An 18,762-nucleotide genomic window follows, 5' to 3' on the forward strand; every position below is an offset into this window, starting at 1 on the left:
GCTAGCCGGCGCCCCCAGCCTGCTCACCTCAAGCCTTACTCGGCATACGCCCACGTCATCCGAAACGACGCCCCGCCCCACTCTGAATCGAGCACTTCGACCTGCCCGCCGTGCCACTGGCTGACCCGTTTGACCAGCGCCAGGCCCAAGCCGAACCCGCCCGTGCGGCGGTCGCGGCTGGTGTCCAGACGCAGGAAGGGCTCGAAGATCTTGGCGCGACCGTCCAACGGCACACCCGGGCCGTCGTCATTGACCTGCACCGCGTAACCGCTGCCGAACGCGACCAACGACACTTCCACACGGCGCTCGGCATAACGAATGGCGTTGCGCAGCAGGTTGATCACCGCGCGGGCCATAAAGCGCGGTTCGATCTGGATAAAGTCGACCTCGCACGTGCGCAACGTCAGCTGCACCCCCGCCGCTTCCGCCTCCAGGGCCACGCTGCCGATGACGCTGTCGAGCCAACTGTGGGCTTCGATATTTTCCCGGGTGACCTGGGTGGCACCGCGCTCGAGGCTGGCGTAGGTGAGCAGCTCGGAGACCATTTCTTCCAGTTCGCCCAGGTCGGCATACATGTCGGCGATCAGCTCGCGGCTCTGGCGCGGGTCGGCCTGTTGCTTGAGTTGGTCGAGTTCGAAGGACAAGCGCGCAATCGGCGTGCGCAGCTCGTGGGAGACAGCGTTGGTCAGTTCGCGCTGGTTGGCGATCAGGCTTTCGATGCGCTCGGCCATCTGGTTGAAGTGCCCGGCCAGCTCACGCACTGTGGAGCGGCGCGGCAGCAGGATGCGCGACGCCAGGTCGTTGTCACCGAAGCGTTGCGCAGCCAGGCGAATATGCTCCAGGTCGCGCCAGTGCGGGCGTACCCAGAAATACAGGACGATGGCCAGGCACACCCCGAGAAAACCGTATGCCCACATGTATAGCCATTTGGGTTCTTCGGGCAACTTGATGTCCAGCAACTGCGGGCCGTCATCGATCGTGGTCAGGAACTCCATGAAGTCGCCACGCACCACCAACTGGCCGTCCGCCAAGAGTTTTTGCTCGCGCTCGTCCAGCGCCAGGCTATCGCGCGACACCAACTTCAGGCGCAACCCGTAATGGGGTTGCAGTTCTGCCAGCCGAGCGTCCCGGGCCGGCCCTTGCAGAGGCCGCAGTTGTTCGACCAGGCCGTAAGCCGGGCCGCGCAGGGCTTCGCGGTTATACACCTCGTTGGCCTCGGGCAATAACTCGTCGAAGGTGTAGTTGACCAACCAGATTGCCCCGGCCAGACCGAGCGCCAGAATCACATACAGGCGCAGAAACAGGCGCAGCATCTAAACCTCCCACGCAAACGGATTGAACAGGTAACCCTTGCCCCAAATCGTCTTGATGCACACCGGCTCGCGCGGGTTGTCGTTGAGCTTGTTGCGCAATTTGCTGATGTAGACGTCGACGCTGCGGTTGAGGCCGTCAAACGCGATACCGCGCATGCGGTTGAGAATGTCGTCGCGGGAGAGGATTTTCCCCGCGCTGCTGGCCAACAACCACAGCAACTCGAACTCCATGGTGGTGAGGTCGATCGTCTCATCGCCCAGGCTGACCACCCGGCAACTGCGATCAATCGACAATCGACCAAACGCCAACGAACCCCGCACGGTGGGTTCGGGCACCTGGCGGCGTTGCAGGGCCCGCAAGCGTGCCAGCAATACCGGCGGCTTGATGGGTTTGATCACATAGTCGTCGGCCCCGGACTCCAGGCCCAGAATATGGTCGAGGTCATCTTCCTTGGCGGTCAGGATCACGATGGGTGTGTCGGACACATTACGAATCTCGCGGCACACGTGCAGGCCGCTCTGGCCGGGCAACATGAGGTCGAGCACGACGATTTTCGGCTTGAAGTCGAGGAATGCCGCCAGGGCCTGATCGCCGCGGTGCACCACGCGCACCTCGAAACCGTGTTGTGACAGGAAATGCGCGATCAGCCCTGCCAGCTTTTCATCGTCCTCAACGAGCAGGACTTTGCCCAGACCCAGGTTTTCCATAAATTCTCAGTGTGGATGCGCGGATTGAAGTGCGGGGATTATAGGTGGCAAGCTGGCCAACAGAAGCAACCGGCCATTACGGGCCGACGAAGCTTCATGCTTTTAAGAGTTTTTAACAAATACCCCGCAATCTTTAACGCCATTCACAGGGAGTTGTATGCGCAAGGATTACCTGGCGTTTTTTGTTTCGCTGTTCCTGTCGCGGCTGGCCGACCAGATTCTGTTGTTTATCGTGCCATTGATCGTGTTCCAGACTACCCAGAGTGTTGCCTGGGCGGGGCTGGCGTTCTTTGTCGAGTCACTGCCGCGTTACCTGGCGTTCCCGGTGTGCGGCGCCGTGTGCGACAAGTTCTCGCCGGTGCGCATCCTGCACATCAGCCAGGTTTACCGGGCGCTGGCCTGTGGGGTGGCGGTGGCGTTGTACGGGGTGTTCGACGGCATTTACTGGCTGGTCATGCTGTCGGCGCTGTGCGGGGTGCTGACCACCCAGGGCATCATGGCGCGGGAAGTACTGATGCCGCATATTTTCAAACACTACACCTACACCAAGACCCTCTCCTATTCGCAAATTGCCGATCAGAGCGGCCTGGTGCTCGGCCCATTGGTGGCCGCGCTGATGCTCGAAGTCTGGGCGTGGCACTGGGTGGTGCTGGGGGTTGCCGGGCTGTTTGTGCTGGCCGACCTGGCGATGCGGGTTTGGCAGCGCACGAGTGCGGTGACCCTGGAAATCTTCGAGCAGCATCAGGACATCTGGCTGCACCCGCTGCGCATCGCCTTCGGGCATATCCGCAACCTGGTGGAATTGAAGCGCATCATCACGCTGGCAGTGGGTGTGAACCTGATCATTGGGGTGACGCTGGCGACTTCGGCGGCGATGGTCACCGGCCAGTTTGCCGCCGGCAAGGATGCCTATGCCTTGCTGCAGGCGGCGGGCGCGGTGGTGACGATCGCCATTCTGTTTTACCTGGCTCGCGCCACACTGCCGTTGAAGGTATTGGGCGGGCTGTCGTACTCGATGATTGCCGTGGGCGCGTTGATCACGGCCATCAGCCCCGGGGTTTGGGCCTATACCGTCGGGTTCCTGCTGATCACCGGCTTCGACAAGATGTTCAACGTGTACCTGCGCAGCACCCGTCAGCGGGTGATTCCGGTACAGGACTTTGGCAAGACGGTGGGGGTTATCACATTGTTGAACAACCTCGCCCAGCCGCTGGCGGGCCTGGCTATTGCCGTGCTGGCCGCACCGTTGGGCACGCAGACGGTGATCCTGCTGTTAACCGGCATCACGGCACTGATTGGCGTGGCCGTGGCCTCAGGCTGGCACGCCACTGTGAAAGCGGAACTCGACGTCGGGTGATTCGATGAGTGCCTGCTCGGCGGCCCTTACCCGCTCGATCACCTGAGCGATGTCCTTGGCGTCACCGTACTGGTACGCCAGCTTCAAGTAACCCTGAAAGTGCCGCGCCTCGCTTTTGAGCAATCCGAAATAGAACTTGCCGAGTTCGTCGTCCAAATGCGGCACCAATGTTTCGAAACGCTCGCAACTGCGCGCTTCGATAAAGGCCCCGACCACCAGCGTATCCACCAGTTTGACCGGCTCGTGGCTGCGCACCACTTTGCGCAAACCCGAGGCATAACGGCCGGCGTGCAGCTGGCGCAGCTCGATCTTGCGCTTTTTGATCAGGCGCATCACTTGTTCGTGGTGCACCAGCTCTTCGCGGGCCAGTCGCGACATCATATTGATCAGGTCAACATGGGCGTGGTACTTGGCGATCAGGCTCAGGGCGGTGCTGGCGGCTTTGAATTCGCAGTTCTTGTGGTCGATCAGCAGGGTTTCCTGATCGGCCAACGCGGCCTGGACCCAGGCGTCGGGGGTGCGGCAGCCGAGGAATTCGTGGATTTCGGGCAGGTTCATCGGGCTCACGGGCAAAAGGATCACAAAAGGGCGCCGATTATACCGACCCCGCTGCAGACCACCAGCCGCAGGCGTTGATGTGCATCAACATGACGTCTGGCGGGCAGCAACTATAGTTGTCCCAGGCCCCTTTATTTGCGTCTCTGGAGATCCGTCCATGCAAGCCATCCGCAGCATCCTGGTGGTCATCGAGCCCGAGCATTCGGAAAGCCTGGCCCTCAAGCGCGCCAAGTTGATCGCCGGGGTCACCGGCGCACACCTGCATTTGCTGGTCTGCGACAAAAAACACGAGCATTCGGCGATGCTGAGCCTGCTCAAGTCCGGCTTGCAGGAAGACGGCTACAACGTGACCACCGAACAAGCCTGGAATGACAGCCTGCATGAAACCATCATCGATGTGCAGCAGGCCGAGGGCTGTGGCCTGGTGATCAAGCAACACTTCGCCGACAGCCCGCTGAAAAAGGCCCTGCTGACGCCGGCGGACTGGAAACTGCTGCGCTACTGCCCTAGCCCGGTGCTGCTGGTGAAAACGTCAACGCCCTGGGCCGACAAAGTCGTGCTGGCGGCAATTGATGTGGGCAACAGCGATAGCGAGCACCAGGCGTTGCACAACACCATCATCGACCACGGCTTCGACATTGCACGCCTGGCCAAGGCGCAATTGCACGTGATCAGCGCCCATCCGTCGCCGATGTTGTCGGCGGCCGACCCGACTTTCCAGCTCAAGGAAACCATCGAGGCGCGCTATCGCGAGCAGTGCAAGGCGTTCCAGGCCGAGTTCGACGTGGATGACGCGCACCTGCATATCGAAGAAGGCCCGGCTGATGTATTGATCCCCCATGCGGCACATGCGTTGCAGGCGGCGGTGACCATCATCGGCACCGTGGCGCGCACCGGGATTTCCGGGGCGCTGATCGGCAATACGGCGGAAGTGGTGCTGGATGCAGTGGAAGGCGATGTGCTGGTGCTCAAGCCGCAGGAGTTGATGGATCATCTGGAGGAGCTGGCTAACAAAGCCTGAGACAGCCCCTTAAAACGATGAGGCGCCCGTGTGGGGGGCGGGTTTGCCTGCGTTAGCCATAGGTATATACGTGTTTTTTTACGGGTTGAGTGCTGTGGTTGTCGGGGGGCACGCTGCGTACATATCCGTTGTTTGGGTCACGGCCGCAATGGGTTCCGCCCTTACGGCGGGTCACTTTGGAAAAGCCCCAAAGTAACCAAAGGGCTCTTGCCCCACCACTCGGCACCTCGCCTAGGCTCGGTGTGCCCTCACGCAGGCTTTGGACCGTGGGCCGCCGCCATGGGCCATCCTTGGCCCATCGCGGCTAACCCGGCGTCCTGCCGGGTTACCCACGCTCCAAAGCCTGCGTTCGGCCAGCGTGGTTAACGGGGCGCCTAAGATCAAGATCAAAGTCAAAAGCAAAGCACGGCGGCCTGACAGCCGACCTGAGTGGTTAGATCAAAAGCACAAGCGAAGTGGTCTGTCAGTTGATGGAGTAGGTGACTGGCACACCGCATTCGCGAGCAAGCCCGCTCCCACATTTGGAACTGGGTACATCAGGCAGAGGGTGGGCTGCTCTTCGGACTGTGTTGGGTCAATCTGGGAGCTGGTATGGGGTCTGCGACTGGATTTGCCTGATGTACCGAGGTGTCTGCATCGCAGGCAAGCCAGCTCCCACAGAAAAGCAGGACACTGCGGTGCTGGCAGCTAAACTCGGTCAACATTGTGGGAGCGGGCTTGCTCGCGAATGCGCTGGGTCAGTTACAAATAAGCCGACTGGCACACCGCTTTCGCGAGCAAGCCCGCTCCCACATTTGGAACTCATTTCATCCGGTAAACGTGGTGTTGCTGTGCTTTTGCTTCTACCACTCAGGTCGGCTGTCAGGCCGCCGTGCTCTGCTTTTGATCTTGATCTGCTGTTGATCTTGATCTGACAGGCCCCGTTAACCACGCTGGCCTCACGCAGGCTTGAATCCGTGGGTAACCCGGCAGGACGCCGGGTTAGCCGCACTGGGCCAGGGATGGCCCATTGCGGCGGCCCACGGATTCAAGCCGGAGTGCGGGCATACCGAGCCTGGGCGAGGTACCGAGTGGTGGGGCAAAGCGTTTTTTGGTTACTTTTTTAGGCGTTTGTAAAAAAGTGACCCGCTGTAAGAGCGGAACCAATAGCCGCCGTTACCGCAGCAACGGATATGTACTCAATCTACCTAAACGCCTCACAGGCTCAGAGCAACCTAATAGAGTTGCGTAGATACCTATGCTGCAATAGCGGTAGATCAGTCAAAGATGTGTCGCCTGGCAGACAGCCATCGCAGGCAAGCCAGCTCCCACATTGACCTGTGCAGTCAGCGCCCCAGCGCGTCTTTCAAAAACCCCGGCGCGATATAACGCTGATAATGCGCTTCGGACAGGATAAAAAACTCCCGATCAATGGCATCCCGCAGCTCCGGCAACGCCCAGTCACGAAACTCCGGCAACAGCACCATCCCGTAAGCTTCCAGGTTAGAAATCACCCGTGCACCACGCGCAATCAACTGGTATGCCCAGCAGTACTCCGACTGGTGCGGCACGAAGCGAATCTTGCGCTGCTCCAACTGCCCGCGCAGCATCTTGGGGTCGAAGACTTCCAGTTTGCCGGCCATTACCTGCACCAACAGTTGCTCAAGCCTGAGCCAAACCGCGCGTTTTTCTTCTTCGTTATAGCCATTCCACAGGATCACTTCGTGGTGGAAGCGCTTGCAGCCACGGCACACGAGATCACCGTACACCGTGGAGCACAGGCCTACGCAGGGGGTCTTGATGGTTTGGTTGGGCATGGGTAACGACACGCAAATCAGCGAAACAATGCGCCATGTTAGCCCTTTGTCTAAGATTGATCACCCAGCAAACTTGGTTAGGCAACTTACCTTTAGATTTTTTTTGCCGTAGAATCATCCGGCCTTGTAAGGCGCCAATAATCCGCTGGAAGCTGTTTTCAAAGCGTCACGAGCACAGTCGTTCCTTCAGAACGGTGTTGGCGTGGATTTGACCCGGTAGGTCAGACCCCGCGCCAACCCTCATCAGCTCCGTTCTGCAGGCGTAAAACTTTGAAAGCAGCTTCTGTGAGGAATGCCGGCAGCGCTGGCTTTGCGGCCCAAAAAGCCCCCGAGCGCATGCGTGCCGTTCATTTCTGGATGAGCGTCCCGTGGGACCACTGATGAGGGTAATAACTGTGCTTGAAGCCTACCGCAAACATATCGAAGAGCGCGCAGCACTGGGTATCGTTCCCCAGCCGCTTAACGCCGAACAAACCGCAGGCCTGGTCGAGCTGCTGAAAAATCCTCCGGCTGGCGAAGAAGAATTCCTCGTTGACCTGATCACCAACCGCATTCCACCAGGCGTTGACGAAGCTGCCTACGTCAAGGCCGGTTTCCTGTCCGCCCTGGCCAAGGGCGAAGCCACTTCCCCCCTGATCGACAAGAAACGCGCTGTTGAACTGCTTGGCACCATGCAAGGCGGCTACAACATCGTGACGCTGGTCGAGTTGCTGGACGACGCCACGCTTGCACCGGTAGCTGCCGCCCAACTCAAGCACACCCTGCTGATGTTCGATGCGTTCCACGACGTGGCTGAAAAAGCCAAGAACGGCAACGAACACGCCAAAGCCGTGATCCAGTCCTGGGCCGACGGCGAGTGGTTCAAGAACCGCCCGACCCTGGCCGACAAGATCAGCCTGCGCGTGTTCAAGGTGACTGGCGAAACCAACACCGACGACCTCTCCCCTGCGCCTGATGCCTGGTCCCGTCCTGACATCCCGCTGCACGCCCTGGCCATGCTGAAAATGGCCCGTGAAGGCATCGTGCCGGACGAGCAAGGCAAGACCGGCCCGATGAAGCAGATCGAAGAGATGCGCGGCCAGGGCTTCCCGATCGCCTACGTCGGTGACGTGGTCGGTACCGGTTCGTCCCGTAAGTCGGCGACCAACTCGGTACTCTGGTTCTTCGGCGACGACGTGCCTTACGTGCCGAACAAGCGTGCCGGCGGTTTCTGCTTCGGCAGCAAGATCGCTCCCATCTTCTACAACACCATGGAAGATGCTGGCGCTCTGCCAATCGAATTCGACGTGACCAACATGAACATGGGCGACGTGATCGACCTGTACCCGCATGCTGGCAAAGTCTGCAAACACGGCACTGACGAAGTCCTGACCACCTTCGAAATGAAGACTCCGGTGCTGTTGGACGAAGTGCGTGCCGGCGGCCGTATCCCGCTGATCATCGGCCGTGGCCTGACCGAGAAGGCGCGCGCCGAGCTGGGCCTGCCACCTTCGACCCTGTTCAAACTGCCGGAAGCGCCGGCTGAAAGCACCAAGGGCTTCACCCTGGCGCAGAAAATGGTTGGCCGTGCCTGTGGCCTGGCAGAAGGCAAAGGCGTTCGTCCTGGCACCTACTGCGAACCAAAAATGACCACCGTAGGCTCTCAGGACACCACCGGTCCTATGACCCGTGACGAACTGAAAGACCTGGCGTGCCTGGGCTTCTCGACCGATCTGGTCATGCAGTCGTTCTGCCACACCGCGGCCTATCCAAAGCCGATCGACGTGACCACCCACCACACCCTGCCTGACTTCATCATGACCCGTGGCGGTGTATCGCTGCGTCCAGGCGACGGCATCATCCACAGCTGGCTGAACCGCATGCTGCTGCCGGACACCGTCGGCACCGGTGGTGACTCCCACACCCGTTTCCCGATGGGCATCTCGTTCCCGGCCGGTTCCGGTCTGGTCGCCTTCGCTGCAGCCACTGGCGTTATGCCACTGGACATGCCGGAATCGATCCTGGTGCGCTTCAAAGGCAAAATGCAACCTGGCATCACCCTGCGTGACCTGGTTCACGCCATTCCTTACTACGCGATCCAGGCTGGCCTGCTGACCGTAGAGAAGAAAGGCAAGAAGAACGCCTTCTCCGGCCGCATCCTGGAGATCGAAGGCCTGAACGACCTGACGCTGGAACAGGCTTTCGAGCTGTCCGACGCCTCGGCTGAACGTTCGGCTGCCGGTTGCACCATCAAGCTGTCGAAAGATTCCGTCACCGAGTACCTGAACTCCAACATCACCCTGCTGCGCTGGATGATCGGCGAAGGCTACGGCGATGCACGTACCCTGGAACGTCGCGCCCAAGCGATGGAAGCCTGGGTTGCCAACCCGGAGCTGATGGAAGCCGATGCCGACGCGGAATACGCCGAAATCATCGAAATCGACCTGGCCGAAATCAACGAGCCAATCCTCTGCGCGCCAAACGACCCGGACGATGCCCGTCTGTTGTCCAGCGTTGCCGGCGAGAAGATCGACGAAGTGTTCATCGGTTCGTGCATGACCAACATCGGTCACTTCCGCGCTGCCGGTAAGCTGCTGGAACAGGTCAAGGGTCAGCTGCCAACCCGTCTGTGGCTGTCGCCGCCGACCAAGATGGACGCTCACCAACTGACCGAAGAAGGTTACTACGGCATCTACGGCAAGGCTGGCGCGCGCATGGAAATGCCGGGCTGCTCGCTGTGCATGGGTAACCAGGCACGTGTAGAGCCGAACTCGACGGTTGTGTCGACGTCGACGCGTAACTTCCCGAACCGTCTGGGTGATGGCGCGAACGTCTACCTGGCGTCGGCTGAGCTGGCGGCTGTAGCTTCCACGCTGGGTCGCCTGCCGACGGTCGAAGAGTACATGGGCTACGCGGCCAAACTGGACACCATGGCCAGTGACGTTTACCGCTACCTGAACTTCGACCAGATCGCCGAGTTCCGCAAAATCGCAGCAAGCGCCAACATCCCGGTGATTCAAGCCTAAGATGTATTGACGTAAAGGACGCCGCGTATCGCAAGATGCGCGGCGTTTTTTTATGCCTGGGAATTGACACTCAGCGCTAGCTGCACCGCATCGTCAACGCTCAAGCCACTGAGCAAGACCTGTTGCGCCGAGGCTTCAGGCAAGCTCTGCAACACCTCGCGAGCCTCATGCCGCACGCGGGCCAGTACCAGGCGCTTGCCCTCCCCGCGCACTTGCGCGAAAAACGCCGCCAGCGCTTCGATACTGGTGCCATCGAGGTCAGGCGACTCTTCCAGGCTGAGCACCACGGCCTCGACCTGCGATTGACGCATCAGGCGCAACGCCGCGCCGAGGATGCGTTCGGCATTGGCGAAAAACAGGGCTTCGTTGGGCCGCACGATCAACACGCCAGGTACGTCCAACGCATCCGGATGGTGCTGGCGATCGACAAAGTCGTGACTGTCAGCCAAACGCCCCAGCACCTGAATATCCGCCGCTGACATCTGACGCAACATCAACACTACGCTGATCGCCACCGACACCAACAGCCCGTCCAGTACGCCCAGCAACAGCACGGCTGCCACGGCACAGATCACCAGCAAACGGTCACGCCGCCACACAAAGTAACGGCCCAGGGGTTGCAGGCTCAAGCCACGCCCCAGTGCATAGATGACGATGGCAGCGAGCACCGGCTCCGGGGTCAGCGCCACATACGGCAACACCGTCAACACAATTACCAACACCACCAGCGCGGCAACGATACCGGCCAGACGTGAACTGGCACCGGCGGCCTCATTGGCCGACGTCGCCGAATAACCCGCGCCGGCCGGCACGCCGTGGAATAACCCGGAGATCAGGTTGGCTGCACCCAACGCGAGCAGGTCGCGATTGGATGACACCCGGTCGCCGTGTTTAAGCGCGAACGAACTGATCGAGCCGTAGGACTCCGCATACAGGATCATCACTAGGGCAAACGCCAATTCTCCGAGGCGCAACCAGTCCGCGAACGGCAGGACCGGCAAGTGGCCCAATTCCAGCTGCAGGTCGATCAGGCCGATCAGCGCGACACCATGGGCCTGTAGATCCAGGTACTGCCCGGCACCAATACCGAGGACCACCACCAACAGCCCGCCCGGCAGACGCGGTATCCGCGCGCACAGCCACAATACGCCCAATGCAGCCGCAGCCACCCACGCAGCCGGCCAGTTCCAACGGGGTAGTTGCTCCAGCAACTGCGGCAGGAAGCGGATCAGGTTGTTATCGACCAGGTGCACACCCACCACGCTGGCCAACTGTTTGAGGATGATCGTCAGCGCCAGGCCGAACGCAAAGCCGCGCAACACCGGCTTGGCAATAAACGACGTCACACCGCCGAGTTTGAACAACCCGGCCAACAGGAAAAGCCCCCCGGTGATCAACACCAGCCCGAACGCCAGGGACAGCCTCAGCGCCGGGTCATCGCCCGCCAGACTCGCAGTGGCTGCCGCCAACACCGCCGCAGACGATGACGTCGCCGAGACAATTGCAAAGCGACTGGTGCCGAACAGGCCGTAACACACCAGCCCGGCAAACAAGGCAATCACACCGGCCTGCGGCGGCAGTGCGGCAATGCTCGAATACGCCACGGCTTCCGGCAGCAGTAAACCGGCAATGGACAACCCGGCGAGAATGTCTTGGGTACGATTGGGGGATACGACAACAGGCGTTTCGGTTTCAGTTTTCAATCGGCCCAACCCATCCTGGCAAATAACGCGCTTCCTGGCTGCGTGCCAGGAGCATGACCTTGCTTAACACCTTGGCGTTTGGCTGGCTGGCCACGTCGCTGCCAATGCGGCTGCGCAAGAAATCCGCCCACAGAAACTCGCTGAACGGCGTCGCGTCCTTGGCGTAACCGCCAGCCGTGCGCAACATGCCCGCCAGGCTGCGGTAAGGGTCGTCCTGCAAGTCGGTAATCTTGCGCGGAATGGCTTCGTAGGTACGTCGCAGGCCACGCGCATCGTAAGGGTGTACCCACTGATTGAACGCCATGACGTTCCAGAACGTGTTGCGGTCCACAAATGACAGGTCCTTGAGCATCAACAGCGACACACTCTTGACGCCCTCCAACAGCAGCGCCAGCCCGAAATGGTGATGATCGGTGATGTAATAACGCTCGTCCGGGCCGAGCACGCAAGGAAACCAGTGCTTGTCGAGCGCCGCAGTGCGCTCCTTGCGCTTGAGTTTGGTCCAGGCTTCGCGCTTGGTGGTGACCTCAGCCAGACCCACGGTCAATTGGGTGGGGTGCAACTTTTCCAGCTTGCCTGTGACCAGTTGCGGACGGGGCCGGGCCATGGGTGCCTCCAAATAGGGAACCAATAAGCCGACAGCTTAGCCCTCATTGATGGGCGAGTTTTTCCCACGCGAAAAAAAAGCCGATTCACGCTGTGCGCGAATCGGCCCTGGTGGGTGCAGCCTGCCGTCAGGACAGCAGCGAGTAGATCAATGCCGTAATCGCAACCAAGCCCACTGCGGTGACAAACACGTTGGAGGCCTGCCCACGGTACTTGGCCATGGCCGGCACTTTACGGATCGCGTACATCGGCATCAGGAACAGGATCGACGCGATGATCGGGCCGCCCAGTGTTTCGATCATGCCAAGGATGCTCGGGTTAAGCGTGGCGACGATCCAGCACACCACCAGCATGAACGCAGCGGTCATGCGGTCCAGCGCCTTGGCTGCCGGGCGGCGACCGGTTTTAAGCACCAGGCCCTTGAGGCCTTCGCTGGCACCGATGTAGTGGCCCAGGAATGACTTGGCAATCGCCACGAATGCAATCAATGGCGCGGCGAAGGCGATGGTCGGGTTGTCGAAGTGGTTGGCCAGGTACGACAGGATCGACAGGTTCTGCGCTTTCGCTTCGGCCAACTGCGCCGGCGACAGGGTCAGCACGCAGCTGAACACGAAGAACAGCACCATCACCACCATCAACAGGTGCGCACGGGACAGGATCTGCGAACTGCGCTCATCGGCATTGGCGCCGTACTGGCGCTTCTGGTCAACCGCGAACGCCGAGATGATCGGCGAATGGTTGAACGAGAACACCATCACCGGAATCGCCAGCCACAGCGTGTTGAGCAACGCCGACGGCGCCGGCACCTCGCTGGCGGTGCTGAGGATGCCGCCGGTCCAATGCGGGACCAGGTACACCGCCAGGAACAGCAAGGCGACGATAAACGGATAGACCATCAGGCTCATCGCCTTGACGATTACTTGTTCGCCGCAACGCACCACCGCCAACAACCCCAGAATCAGCACAAATGCCAGGATCGCCCGCGGCGGCGGCAGGATGTGCAGTTGGTGTTCCATGAAGCTGCTGACGGTGTTGGTCAGCGCCACGCTGTAGATCAGCAGGATCGGGAAGATGGCAAAGAAGTACAACAAGGTGATCAACGCACCGGCTTTGAGCCCGAAATGCTCTTCAACCACGTCGGTAATGTCGGAACCTTCGCGGCCGGACAGTACGAAACGGGTCAGCCCACGGTGGGCAAAGAAGGTCATCGGAAATGCCAGCAGCGCCAGGATCACCAGTGGCCAGAAGCCCCCCAGGCCCGCGTTGATCGGCAAAAACAAAGTACCGGCGCCGATGGCGGTGCCGAACAGCCCAAGCATCCAGGTGGTGTCCTGGCGGCTCCAGCTTGTGAGGGTTGCAGGTGTCGTTGCATAGCGTTCGTCGACGCTATTGGCCTGATCATTCATCCGGTCGGATCTCCGCATTTTCACGGCCGGGGCGAGTCAGAAAAACCTGACAGGCAGCGCCCCGACCATAACAGGGGCGCGATTGTCCGGGATTCTTGTGAATAAGCAAAGACTTAGCAGAGGAATGGTTAGCCGCGGCAGGCGTGCACGGACAGCATTGGCTGCGGTTTGTGAACACTGAGGAGTCGCGTAAACACGGCACATACACAGCGCGCATCCCTTTAGGAGTTCGAGCTTTTCAAGAAATACCCTACAGCACGACAAGACACTGCCCGCATCTAAATTATATTTTCACTAAAACACCACTTTAACTGTTACAGGAACATTCATAGCCATTGAGCAAACTCAACCCGCCAACCTACTATCCGCCACGCACTTGAGGTAAACACTTATTGAGTTCACTGGGGGTATATATGCGAAGACTCACTGTCGTATTTGCCGGTCTGCTTCTGGCAGGGATATTCAACCCGCCCAATAGTCATGCACAACCAGTAGAGCCTGAACGGGATATCCGCGCACTGGCGTCCTCGCCTCAATGGTTAACCACCAAGGTCTATATCGAGGGGGAACCGGATAAAGACGTCAAGGCAAACTACCCCGGCGTGGTCGGCATATCGATGTGGGACGCTCAACGAAATCGCTATGAGTTCTTTTACACCGAGACCGGTCGATCAAAATACGCGGATGGCGGTGGCGGGTATTTCCTGATCACGGGCGACAGGAAAACCCACATTCTGGTGCCTGACGTGGGACCTGTCAGAACGGTTGTCAGGCGCCTGGAAAAGCTGGACAACAGCGAATTCACCTACTCTCGGGAAGTACCACGCGACAGCGTAGCCAACCAGCCGACGGTTCGCATATATGTGGTGCACGCCCCTTACAAAGGGCCCCTAAAGACAGCCATGTCCAACTAACCAACTTCACGCGCCGCATTGAAATACCGGACTAACTCGTTCTATAAAAACAACAAACAAGGTACCCAACCATGAACATGCACATACCCGGCAAGTCACTGTTATTACCTGCTCTGCTTACGGCCCTCCTGCTTCCAGGCATGGTCATCGCACAAACCGGGACAACTTCCAGCACCAAACACATTGCCGCCACGGCCGACAACGCCGTCATGTTGACCGTCTTCCTTAAACACGACCAGTCACGCCCGTTAAGTGCGTTGAAGACGCAACTGGCCCAGCAGGAATTTCACAAGGTATTCCCGCCCGCCGGCGTGGAAGTCGTCAGTTGGAATATCACCATGGGCATCGGACAGGTCATCGTCCTGCGCCTTCCGGCCTCGCGCTTGGCTGAGGTCAATTTAGCAATCGAAAACACCGCCTGGGGCGTTTACAACACAGAATTTTTCCCCACCTATGATTTCATGCCGATAGCACAGGCAGCGCAACTCAAGGCGCGGCAGGCTGACGCGACGCAATAGGCGTTCTCACGGCTGGACGGCTCTGCCTCGTGCGACAGATGACTTGCTTAACGCCGTAAAAACCCCCATTAGCGTGCCAAAAGACTCGACGCCCCCGTTGACAGTCGCGCGCACACGCCAGCATGATCGGGCCATGAACTTTACTCATCGCCCCCTCACCAGCACCACCACGACCGCTTATGGCGGGTCGTGCGGTTGCTGTGGGTGCGTGAACTAGAGCCCCCCAGAAACAACCCAAGGCCCCGCCAGTAATGGACGGGGCCTTTTTATTGCTCCGCCCGCTGGCCACTGCAAGGAGCAAGACCATGGCAAACGCCCTGCTGATTATCGATATGCAAACCGGTTTATACGATGGGCCGGAGAAACCCTTCGAGCGCGAACGGGTGCTCGACACCATCAACCACCTTATTCATCGCGCCCGCAGCGCCAACGCAGCGATCTTTGTTGCCCGGCACACTGGCCCGGCAGGCTCGCCGATTGAAGCCGGCAGTCCGCTCTGGCAGCTGTGGCACGGCCTGGACGTCGACGAAGCGCGCGACCACCTGTTCAATAAAACCCGGCCCAGTTGCTTCCTGGGGACCGATCTGGCGAATCAGTTGGCCGCCGCGCAGGTCAATGAGCTGGTGATTGTCGGGATGAAGACCCAGTTCTGCATCGACACCACTTGCCGAGTGGCGGCGGAGCTGGGGTTTTCGGTGGTATTGCCGCAGGACGGCCATACTTGCATGGACACGCCGGCGTTGTCGGCCGAGGCGATCATCGCGCATCACAATGCGACCTTGGCCGGGGCATTCGTGAAGCGGGTGACAGCGCAGACTATTGAGTTCCAGTGATACCAAGGCGGGATTTTTTGTGACTGAACAAAACGTTCTGTCTTACAAATCGCGCATACTTATCCTCTCAAACCCTTCAGGAAGAGCCTTCCGATGCCCACCACTGTTCTGGTCCTGGTTGAAACCATAAACGAATACCTGCAAATCATTGAGAGCAACGACTTTCATGTGATTCTGGCGCCGACGCCAGCCGAGCGCGCCCAGGCGATCAAGGCTCATGGTGGGCAGATCAAGGCGGTGCTGACCCGTGGGCCGTTGGGCTTGTATGCCGAGGAAATCGCTGCGCTGCCGCTGCTGGAGATCATCTGCGTGATCGGCGCCGGCTACGAGCATGTGGACCTGCAGGCGGCGAGCAATCGCGGGATTGTTGTGACCAACGGCGCGGGCGTGAACGCACCGTCGGTGGCCGACCACGCCATGGCGTTGCTGCTCTCGCTGGTGCGCGGCATTCCGCAAACGGATGCCGCTGTGCGGCGCAGCGAATGGCCGAAGGTGATGCGCCCTTCCCTGGGCGGCAAACACCTGGGCATTCTCGGCCTTGGCGCGGTGGGCATGGAAATCGCCAAGCGCGCCGCCCTCGGGTTCGGCATGGAGGTGAGTTACCACAACCGCCAGCCCCGCGATGACGTCGACTACACCTATTGCGCAACGGCCGTGGAGCTTGCGCGCACATCGGACTTCCTGATCCTGGCGACACCCGGCGGCGCAAGCACCCGTCACCTGATTGATCGCCACGCCCTGGACGCCCTCGGCCCGCACGGTTACCTGGTGAACATCGGGCGCGGCAGTGTGGTCGTGACCGCAGACCTGGTGGCCGCCCTGGAGCAGCGGCGTATCGGCGGCGCCGCGCTAGACGTGTTTGACGATGAGCCAAAAGTGCCCGACGCCCTCAAACGCCTGAGCAACACCGTGCTCACCTCCCATGTGGCCGGGCTGTCGCCGGAAGCGGCCCATGACACCGTGCAGCGCGTGGCCGACAACCTGGTGGAATACTTCGCGGGCCGCCCCGTGCTGACCCCCGTTACCTTGCCACCACGCAACTAGTAGCGATTAGCCAGCGCCTGCGCAAAACCTGACTACACTGTTGGCGGGGATGCTCAGGACGTCGGTGCATGACCGGCGAAGGAACGCACAATGTTTGGCCATGGACTCGGCCCGGCCCGCCAACGCGGGGCCATCGGTCTGGTGGGCGCAGTGACCCTTGGGATCGCATTGTTGTTTGTGTTGCTGGTGGTCGACAGCGGTCGTTTGTACCTGGAGAAGCGCAAGTTACAACGTGTGGCCGATACCGCGGCACTGGAAGCGGTGAGCCGCGGCGGCACCTGCGCTGCGCCGAATAACAATGCCGCGCAATTTGCCACGCAAAGCGCGGAACGCAACAACTTCAAGGTCGATGCCGATCGCACGCTGGCAATCGCCTGCGGCACCCTGGCCACAGGGGCAGACTTCATGCGCACCTTCAGCGCCGACCCCACCAAGGCCGACGCCATCCGGGTCATCGCCACCCATCGCGTCGCCACCAGCATCGGCGACGCCATCCACACATTATTCTCGGCGCGAACCCTCAGCCAGACCTCGCTTTTGAGCGCCACGGCGGTCGCCGCCGCACCCGCGCCGCCTGTGGCGACGCTGACCGTTCGCAGTACCTTGTTGACGGTGGACAGCACCAAATCGGCGGCACTCAACGGCTTGATCGGCGGCTTGCTGGGGGGCAAATTGCAGATCGATGCAGTGGGCTGGAAAGGCTTGATCAACACCGACATCAGCTTGCTCAGCTATCTGGACGCGTTGGCCATCCGCCTCAACGTCAGCGCCGGCAACTACGACCAGTTGCTCAAGACCGACGCGACCGTCGGCCAGTTGATCCAGGCCGCCATCGATGTGCTCAAGCTGGGCGGTAATGCAGTCCAGGTGGTGATCAATAACCTCGAAGCAATCAAACTGATTGCCCCAGGCACGCAGATCCTGCACCTGGGCGACCTGATCAATATACAAAACGGCACGGACAAGAGCGCCCTGGACGTCAACCTGCAACTGTTCAACCTGATTCAGGGTTTTGTGCAGCTGTCCAACAAAGCCAGCGCGGTGGCCGTCGAGTTGCCGGTGGACGTACTGGGGCTGCTGAATATCACGGTGAAGACACGTGTCATCGAACCCGCGCAAATTTCTGCGATTGGCAACCCGCAGTTGATCGACACCCAGCCGATTTTTGTGCGGACCGCGCAAGTCCGCACCTGGATTTCCTTGAAGTTGCCCGTCATCGACGTGCTCAACAAAGTGATCGGTCTGGTCACCGATGTGGTGGGCTTGCTGCTGGGCAGCTCACTCGATCCGGTGCCGGGCACGCAAATCGACATCGCCCTCGAAGCTGCCAGCGGGAGCAGTTACGTCACCGGCTACCGCTGCAACGGCCCCGCCGACAAATCATTGGCCGTGACAGGCAGCACGTCGGCGGTGAGATTGATGGTGGGCCAGATAGATCCGAAAAACCTGTTCTCCTCCACCGAAACCCTCAAAGTCGACGACTTTGCGCTGCTCGACCTCGGCGTCAAAAAATGCAGCCGGGGCGTGTGCGAGCCCAGGCAACCCTACGCAGTCGGCGGCCTCAGCCTGAGGGTCGACAGCAGCGTGGCCAAGACCACCCGCGACCATGTCTACGTGGCGCCTGCGGAGGTGAAGCAGCCGCCGAGCTATTACAGCTTCAGTTCCACTAACGTCATCGGCAGCCTGAGCAACACCCTCAACGGTATCCGGTTAACCAGCCACACACCGACGCTCGACGGGTTGCTAGGCTTAGTGCTCGGCCTGGTGGTCGGCATACTGACCGAGGTGCTGAACCTGCTCAGCGGTGTCATTTCAAGCGTGCTCAGCCCATTGCTCGACCCACTGGTCAACAGCCTGCTCGCCGGCCTGGGCATCGACCTGGCAAAAGTCGAAATAGGTGCCAACCTGTCCTGCAACCCCGGTGGCCGGGCGATGCTGGTGATTTGAACACATCAAGCCCGCTGATCATCATCCAACACG

General features: G+C 60.2%; 15 protein-coding genes. 8 read left to right on the top strand and 7 right to left on the bottom strand.

Annotated elements, in window-relative coordinates; genetic code table 11:
- Positions 1 to 35: 35 nt before the first annotated feature.
- Both CPH89_RS26880 and CPH89_RS26885 read right to left on the bottom strand, forming a co-directional pair.
- Positions 36 to 1,313 (bottom strand): ATP-binding protein, encoded by a 1,278-nt coding sequence (locus CPH89_RS26880; RefSeq protein ID WP_053255795.1) that lies wholly within the window; start codon positions 1,311 to 1,313, stop codon positions 36 to 38.
- A complete protein-coding gene (locus CPH89_RS26885) occupies positions 1,314 to 2,021 on the bottom strand; it encodes a winged helix-turn-helix domain-containing protein (RefSeq protein WP_053255794.1) in 708 nt (235 codons plus the stop codon).
- 157 nt (positions 2,022 to 2,178) lie between these two features.
- Here CPH89_RS26885 and CPH89_RS26890 point away from each other — a divergent pair, with 157 nt between their 5' ends.
- Entirely contained in the window at positions 2,179 to 3,378 is a 1,200-nt protein-coding gene (locus CPH89_RS26890; RefSeq protein ID WP_053255793.1) for an MFS transporter, read from the top strand.
- Here CPH89_RS26890 and miaE read toward each other — a convergent pair.
- The gene (gene miaE, locus CPH89_RS26895) at positions 3,334 to 3,936 is read right to left on the bottom strand and encodes a MiaE family protein (protein ID WP_053255792.1); all 603 of its coding nucleotides are present in this window, start codon (positions 3,934 to 3,936) and stop codon (positions 3,334 to 3,336) included. The two genes, CPH89_RS26890 and miaE, sit on opposite strands and share 45 nt — an antisense overlap.
- Before the next feature lie 157 nt (positions 3,937 to 4,093).
- Between miaE and CPH89_RS26900 the strand changes: the two genes are divergently transcribed.
- A complete protein-coding gene (locus CPH89_RS26900) occupies positions 4,094 to 4,957 on the top strand; it encodes a universal stress protein (RefSeq protein ID WP_053255791.1) in 864 nt (287 codons plus the stop codon).
- A 1,325-nt stretch (positions 4,958 to 6,282) separates the two neighbouring features.
- Here CPH89_RS26900 and CPH89_RS26915 read toward each other — a convergent pair.
- Complete coding sequence (locus CPH89_RS26915) at positions 6,283 to 6,753, bottom strand: DUF1289 domain-containing protein (protein WP_053255790.1); 471 nt, start codon at positions 6,751 to 6,753, stop codon at positions 6,283 to 6,285.
- Positions 6,754 to 7,148: 395 nt separating this feature from the next.
- On the opposite strand from CPH89_RS26915, the gene acnB reads away from it, so the two are divergent.
- Complete coding sequence (gene acnB, locus CPH89_RS26920) at positions 7,149 to 9,758, top strand: bifunctional aconitate hydratase 2/2-methylisocitrate dehydratase (RefSeq protein WP_053255789.1); 2,610 nt, start codon at positions 7,149 to 7,151, stop codon at positions 9,756 to 9,758.
- A 50-nt stretch (positions 9,759 to 9,808) separates the two neighbouring features.
- Here the strand turns inward: acnB and CPH89_RS26925 are convergent, their stop codons facing one another.
- The 3 genes from CPH89_RS26925 to CPH89_RS26935 all read right to left on the bottom strand — a co-directional run bounded on the left by CPH89_RS26925 (position 9,809) and on the right by CPH89_RS26935 (position 13,473).
- Entirely contained in the window at positions 9,809 to 11,461 is a 1,653-nt protein-coding gene (locus tag CPH89_RS26925; protein WP_053255788.1) for a SulP family inorganic anion transporter, read from the bottom strand.
- Positions 11,451 to 12,068: a ParB-like protein gene (locus CPH89_RS26930; RefSeq protein ID WP_053255787.1), complete on the bottom strand. Its 618-nt coding sequence runs from the start codon at positions 12,066 to 12,068 to the stop codon at positions 11,451 to 11,453. Before CPH89_RS26930 ends, CPH89_RS26925 begins: the two co-directional genes overlap by 11 nt.
- A 127-nt stretch (positions 12,069 to 12,195) precedes the next feature.
- Positions 12,196 to 13,473: a serine/threonine transporter gene (locus CPH89_RS26935; protein WP_053255786.1), complete on the bottom strand. Its 1,278-nt coding sequence runs from the start codon at positions 13,471 to 13,473 to the stop codon at positions 12,196 to 12,198.
- 413 nt (positions 13,474 to 13,886) lie between these two features.
- Between CPH89_RS26935 and CPH89_RS26940 the strand changes: the two genes are divergently transcribed.
- The 5 genes from CPH89_RS26940 to CPH89_RS26960 all read left to right on the top strand — a co-directional run bounded on the left by CPH89_RS26940 (position 13,887) and on the right by CPH89_RS26960 (position 18,729).
- Positions 13,887 to 14,387: a DUF4822 domain-containing protein gene (locus tag CPH89_RS26940; protein ID WP_053255785.1), complete on the top strand. Its 501-nt coding sequence runs from the start codon at positions 13,887 to 13,889 to the stop codon at positions 14,385 to 14,387.
- A gap of 77 nt (positions 14,388 to 14,464) precedes the next feature.
- Positions 14,465 to 14,905, top strand: a complete 441-nt coding sequence (locus CPH89_RS26945) for a hypothetical protein (RefSeq protein ID WP_053256498.1) — start codon at positions 14,465 to 14,467, stop codon at positions 14,903 to 14,905.
- A 305-nt stretch (positions 14,906 to 15,210) separates the two neighbouring features.
- The gene (locus CPH89_RS26950) at positions 15,211 to 15,738 is read left to right on the top strand and encodes a cysteine hydrolase family protein (protein WP_053255784.1); all 528 of its coding nucleotides are present in this window, start codon (positions 15,211 to 15,213) and stop codon (positions 15,736 to 15,738) included.
- A gap of 93 nt (positions 15,739 to 15,831) precedes the next feature.
- Positions 15,832 to 16,782: a 2-hydroxyacid dehydrogenase gene (locus tag CPH89_RS26955; RefSeq protein ID WP_053255783.1), complete on the top strand. Its 951-nt coding sequence runs from the start codon at positions 15,832 to 15,834 to the stop codon at positions 16,780 to 16,782.
- A 90-nt stretch (positions 16,783 to 16,872) separates the two neighbouring features.
- Positions 16,873 to 18,729 carry a pilus assembly protein TadG-related protein gene (locus CPH89_RS26960; RefSeq protein WP_053255782.1) on the top strand — a complete coding sequence of 619 codons (1,857 nt, stop codon included), beginning with the start codon at positions 16,873 to 16,875 and terminating at the stop codon, positions 18,727 to 18,729.
- Positions 18,730 to 18,762 lie beyond the last annotated feature (33 nt).

It is taken from the genome of Pseudomonas fluorescens (genome assembly GCF_900215245.1).
Classification (GTDB): domain Bacteria; phylum Pseudomonadota; class Gammaproteobacteria; order Pseudomonadales; family Pseudomonadaceae; genus Aquipseudomonas; species Aquipseudomonas fluorescens.

What these genes read in the sequence shown, in the direction of transcription:
- CPH89_RS26880 (WP_053255795.1), bottom strand. Translation starts at nt 1,313, where the DNA reads ATGCTGCGCCTGTTTCTGCGCCTGTATGTGATTCTGGCGCTCGGTCTG.
- CPH89_RS26885 (WP_053255794.1), bottom strand. Translation starts at nt 2,021, where the DNA reads ATGGAAAACCTGGGTCTGGGCAAAGTCCTGCTCGTTGAGGACGATGAA.
- CPH89_RS26890 (WP_053255793.1), top strand. Translation starts at nt 2,179, where the DNA reads ATGCGCAAGGATTACCTGGCGTTTTTTGTTTCGCTGTTCCTGTCGCGG.
- miaE (WP_053255792.1), bottom strand. Translation starts at nt 3,936, where the DNA reads ATGAACCTGCCCGAAATCCACGAATTCCTCGGCTGCCGCACCCCCGAC.
- CPH89_RS26900 (WP_053255791.1), top strand. Translation starts at nt 4,094, where the DNA reads ATGCAAGCCATCCGCAGCATCCTGGTGGTCATCGAGCCCGAGCATTCG.
- CPH89_RS26915 (WP_053255790.1), bottom strand. Translation starts at nt 6,753, where the DNA reads ATGCCCAACCAAACCATCAAGACCCCCTGCGTAGGCCTGTGCTCCACG.
- CPH89_RS26930 (WP_053255787.1), bottom strand. Translation starts at nt 12,068, where the DNA reads ATGGCCCGGCCCCGTCCGCAACTGGTCACAGGCAAGCTGGAAAAGTTG.
- CPH89_RS26935 (WP_053255786.1), bottom strand. Translation starts at nt 13,473, where the DNA reads ATGAATGATCAGGCCAATAGCGTCGACGAACGCTATGCAACGACACCT.
- CPH89_RS26940 (WP_053255785.1), top strand. Translation starts at nt 13,887, where the DNA reads ATGCGAAGACTCACTGTCGTATTTGCCGGTCTGCTTCTGGCAGGGATA.
- CPH89_RS26945 (WP_053256498.1), top strand. Translation starts at nt 14,465, where the DNA reads ATGCACATACCCGGCAAGTCACTGTTATTACCTGCTCTGCTTACGGCC.
- CPH89_RS26950 (WP_053255784.1), top strand. Translation starts at nt 15,211, where the DNA reads ATGGCAAACGCCCTGCTGATTATCGATATGCAAACCGGTTTATACGAT.
- CPH89_RS26955 (WP_053255783.1), top strand. Translation starts at nt 15,832, where the DNA reads ATGCCCACCACTGTTCTGGTCCTGGTTGAAACCATAAACGAATACCTG.
- CPH89_RS26960 (WP_053255782.1), top strand. Translation starts at nt 16,873, where the DNA reads ATGTTTGGCCATGGACTCGGCCCGGCCCGCCAACGCGGGGCCATCGGT.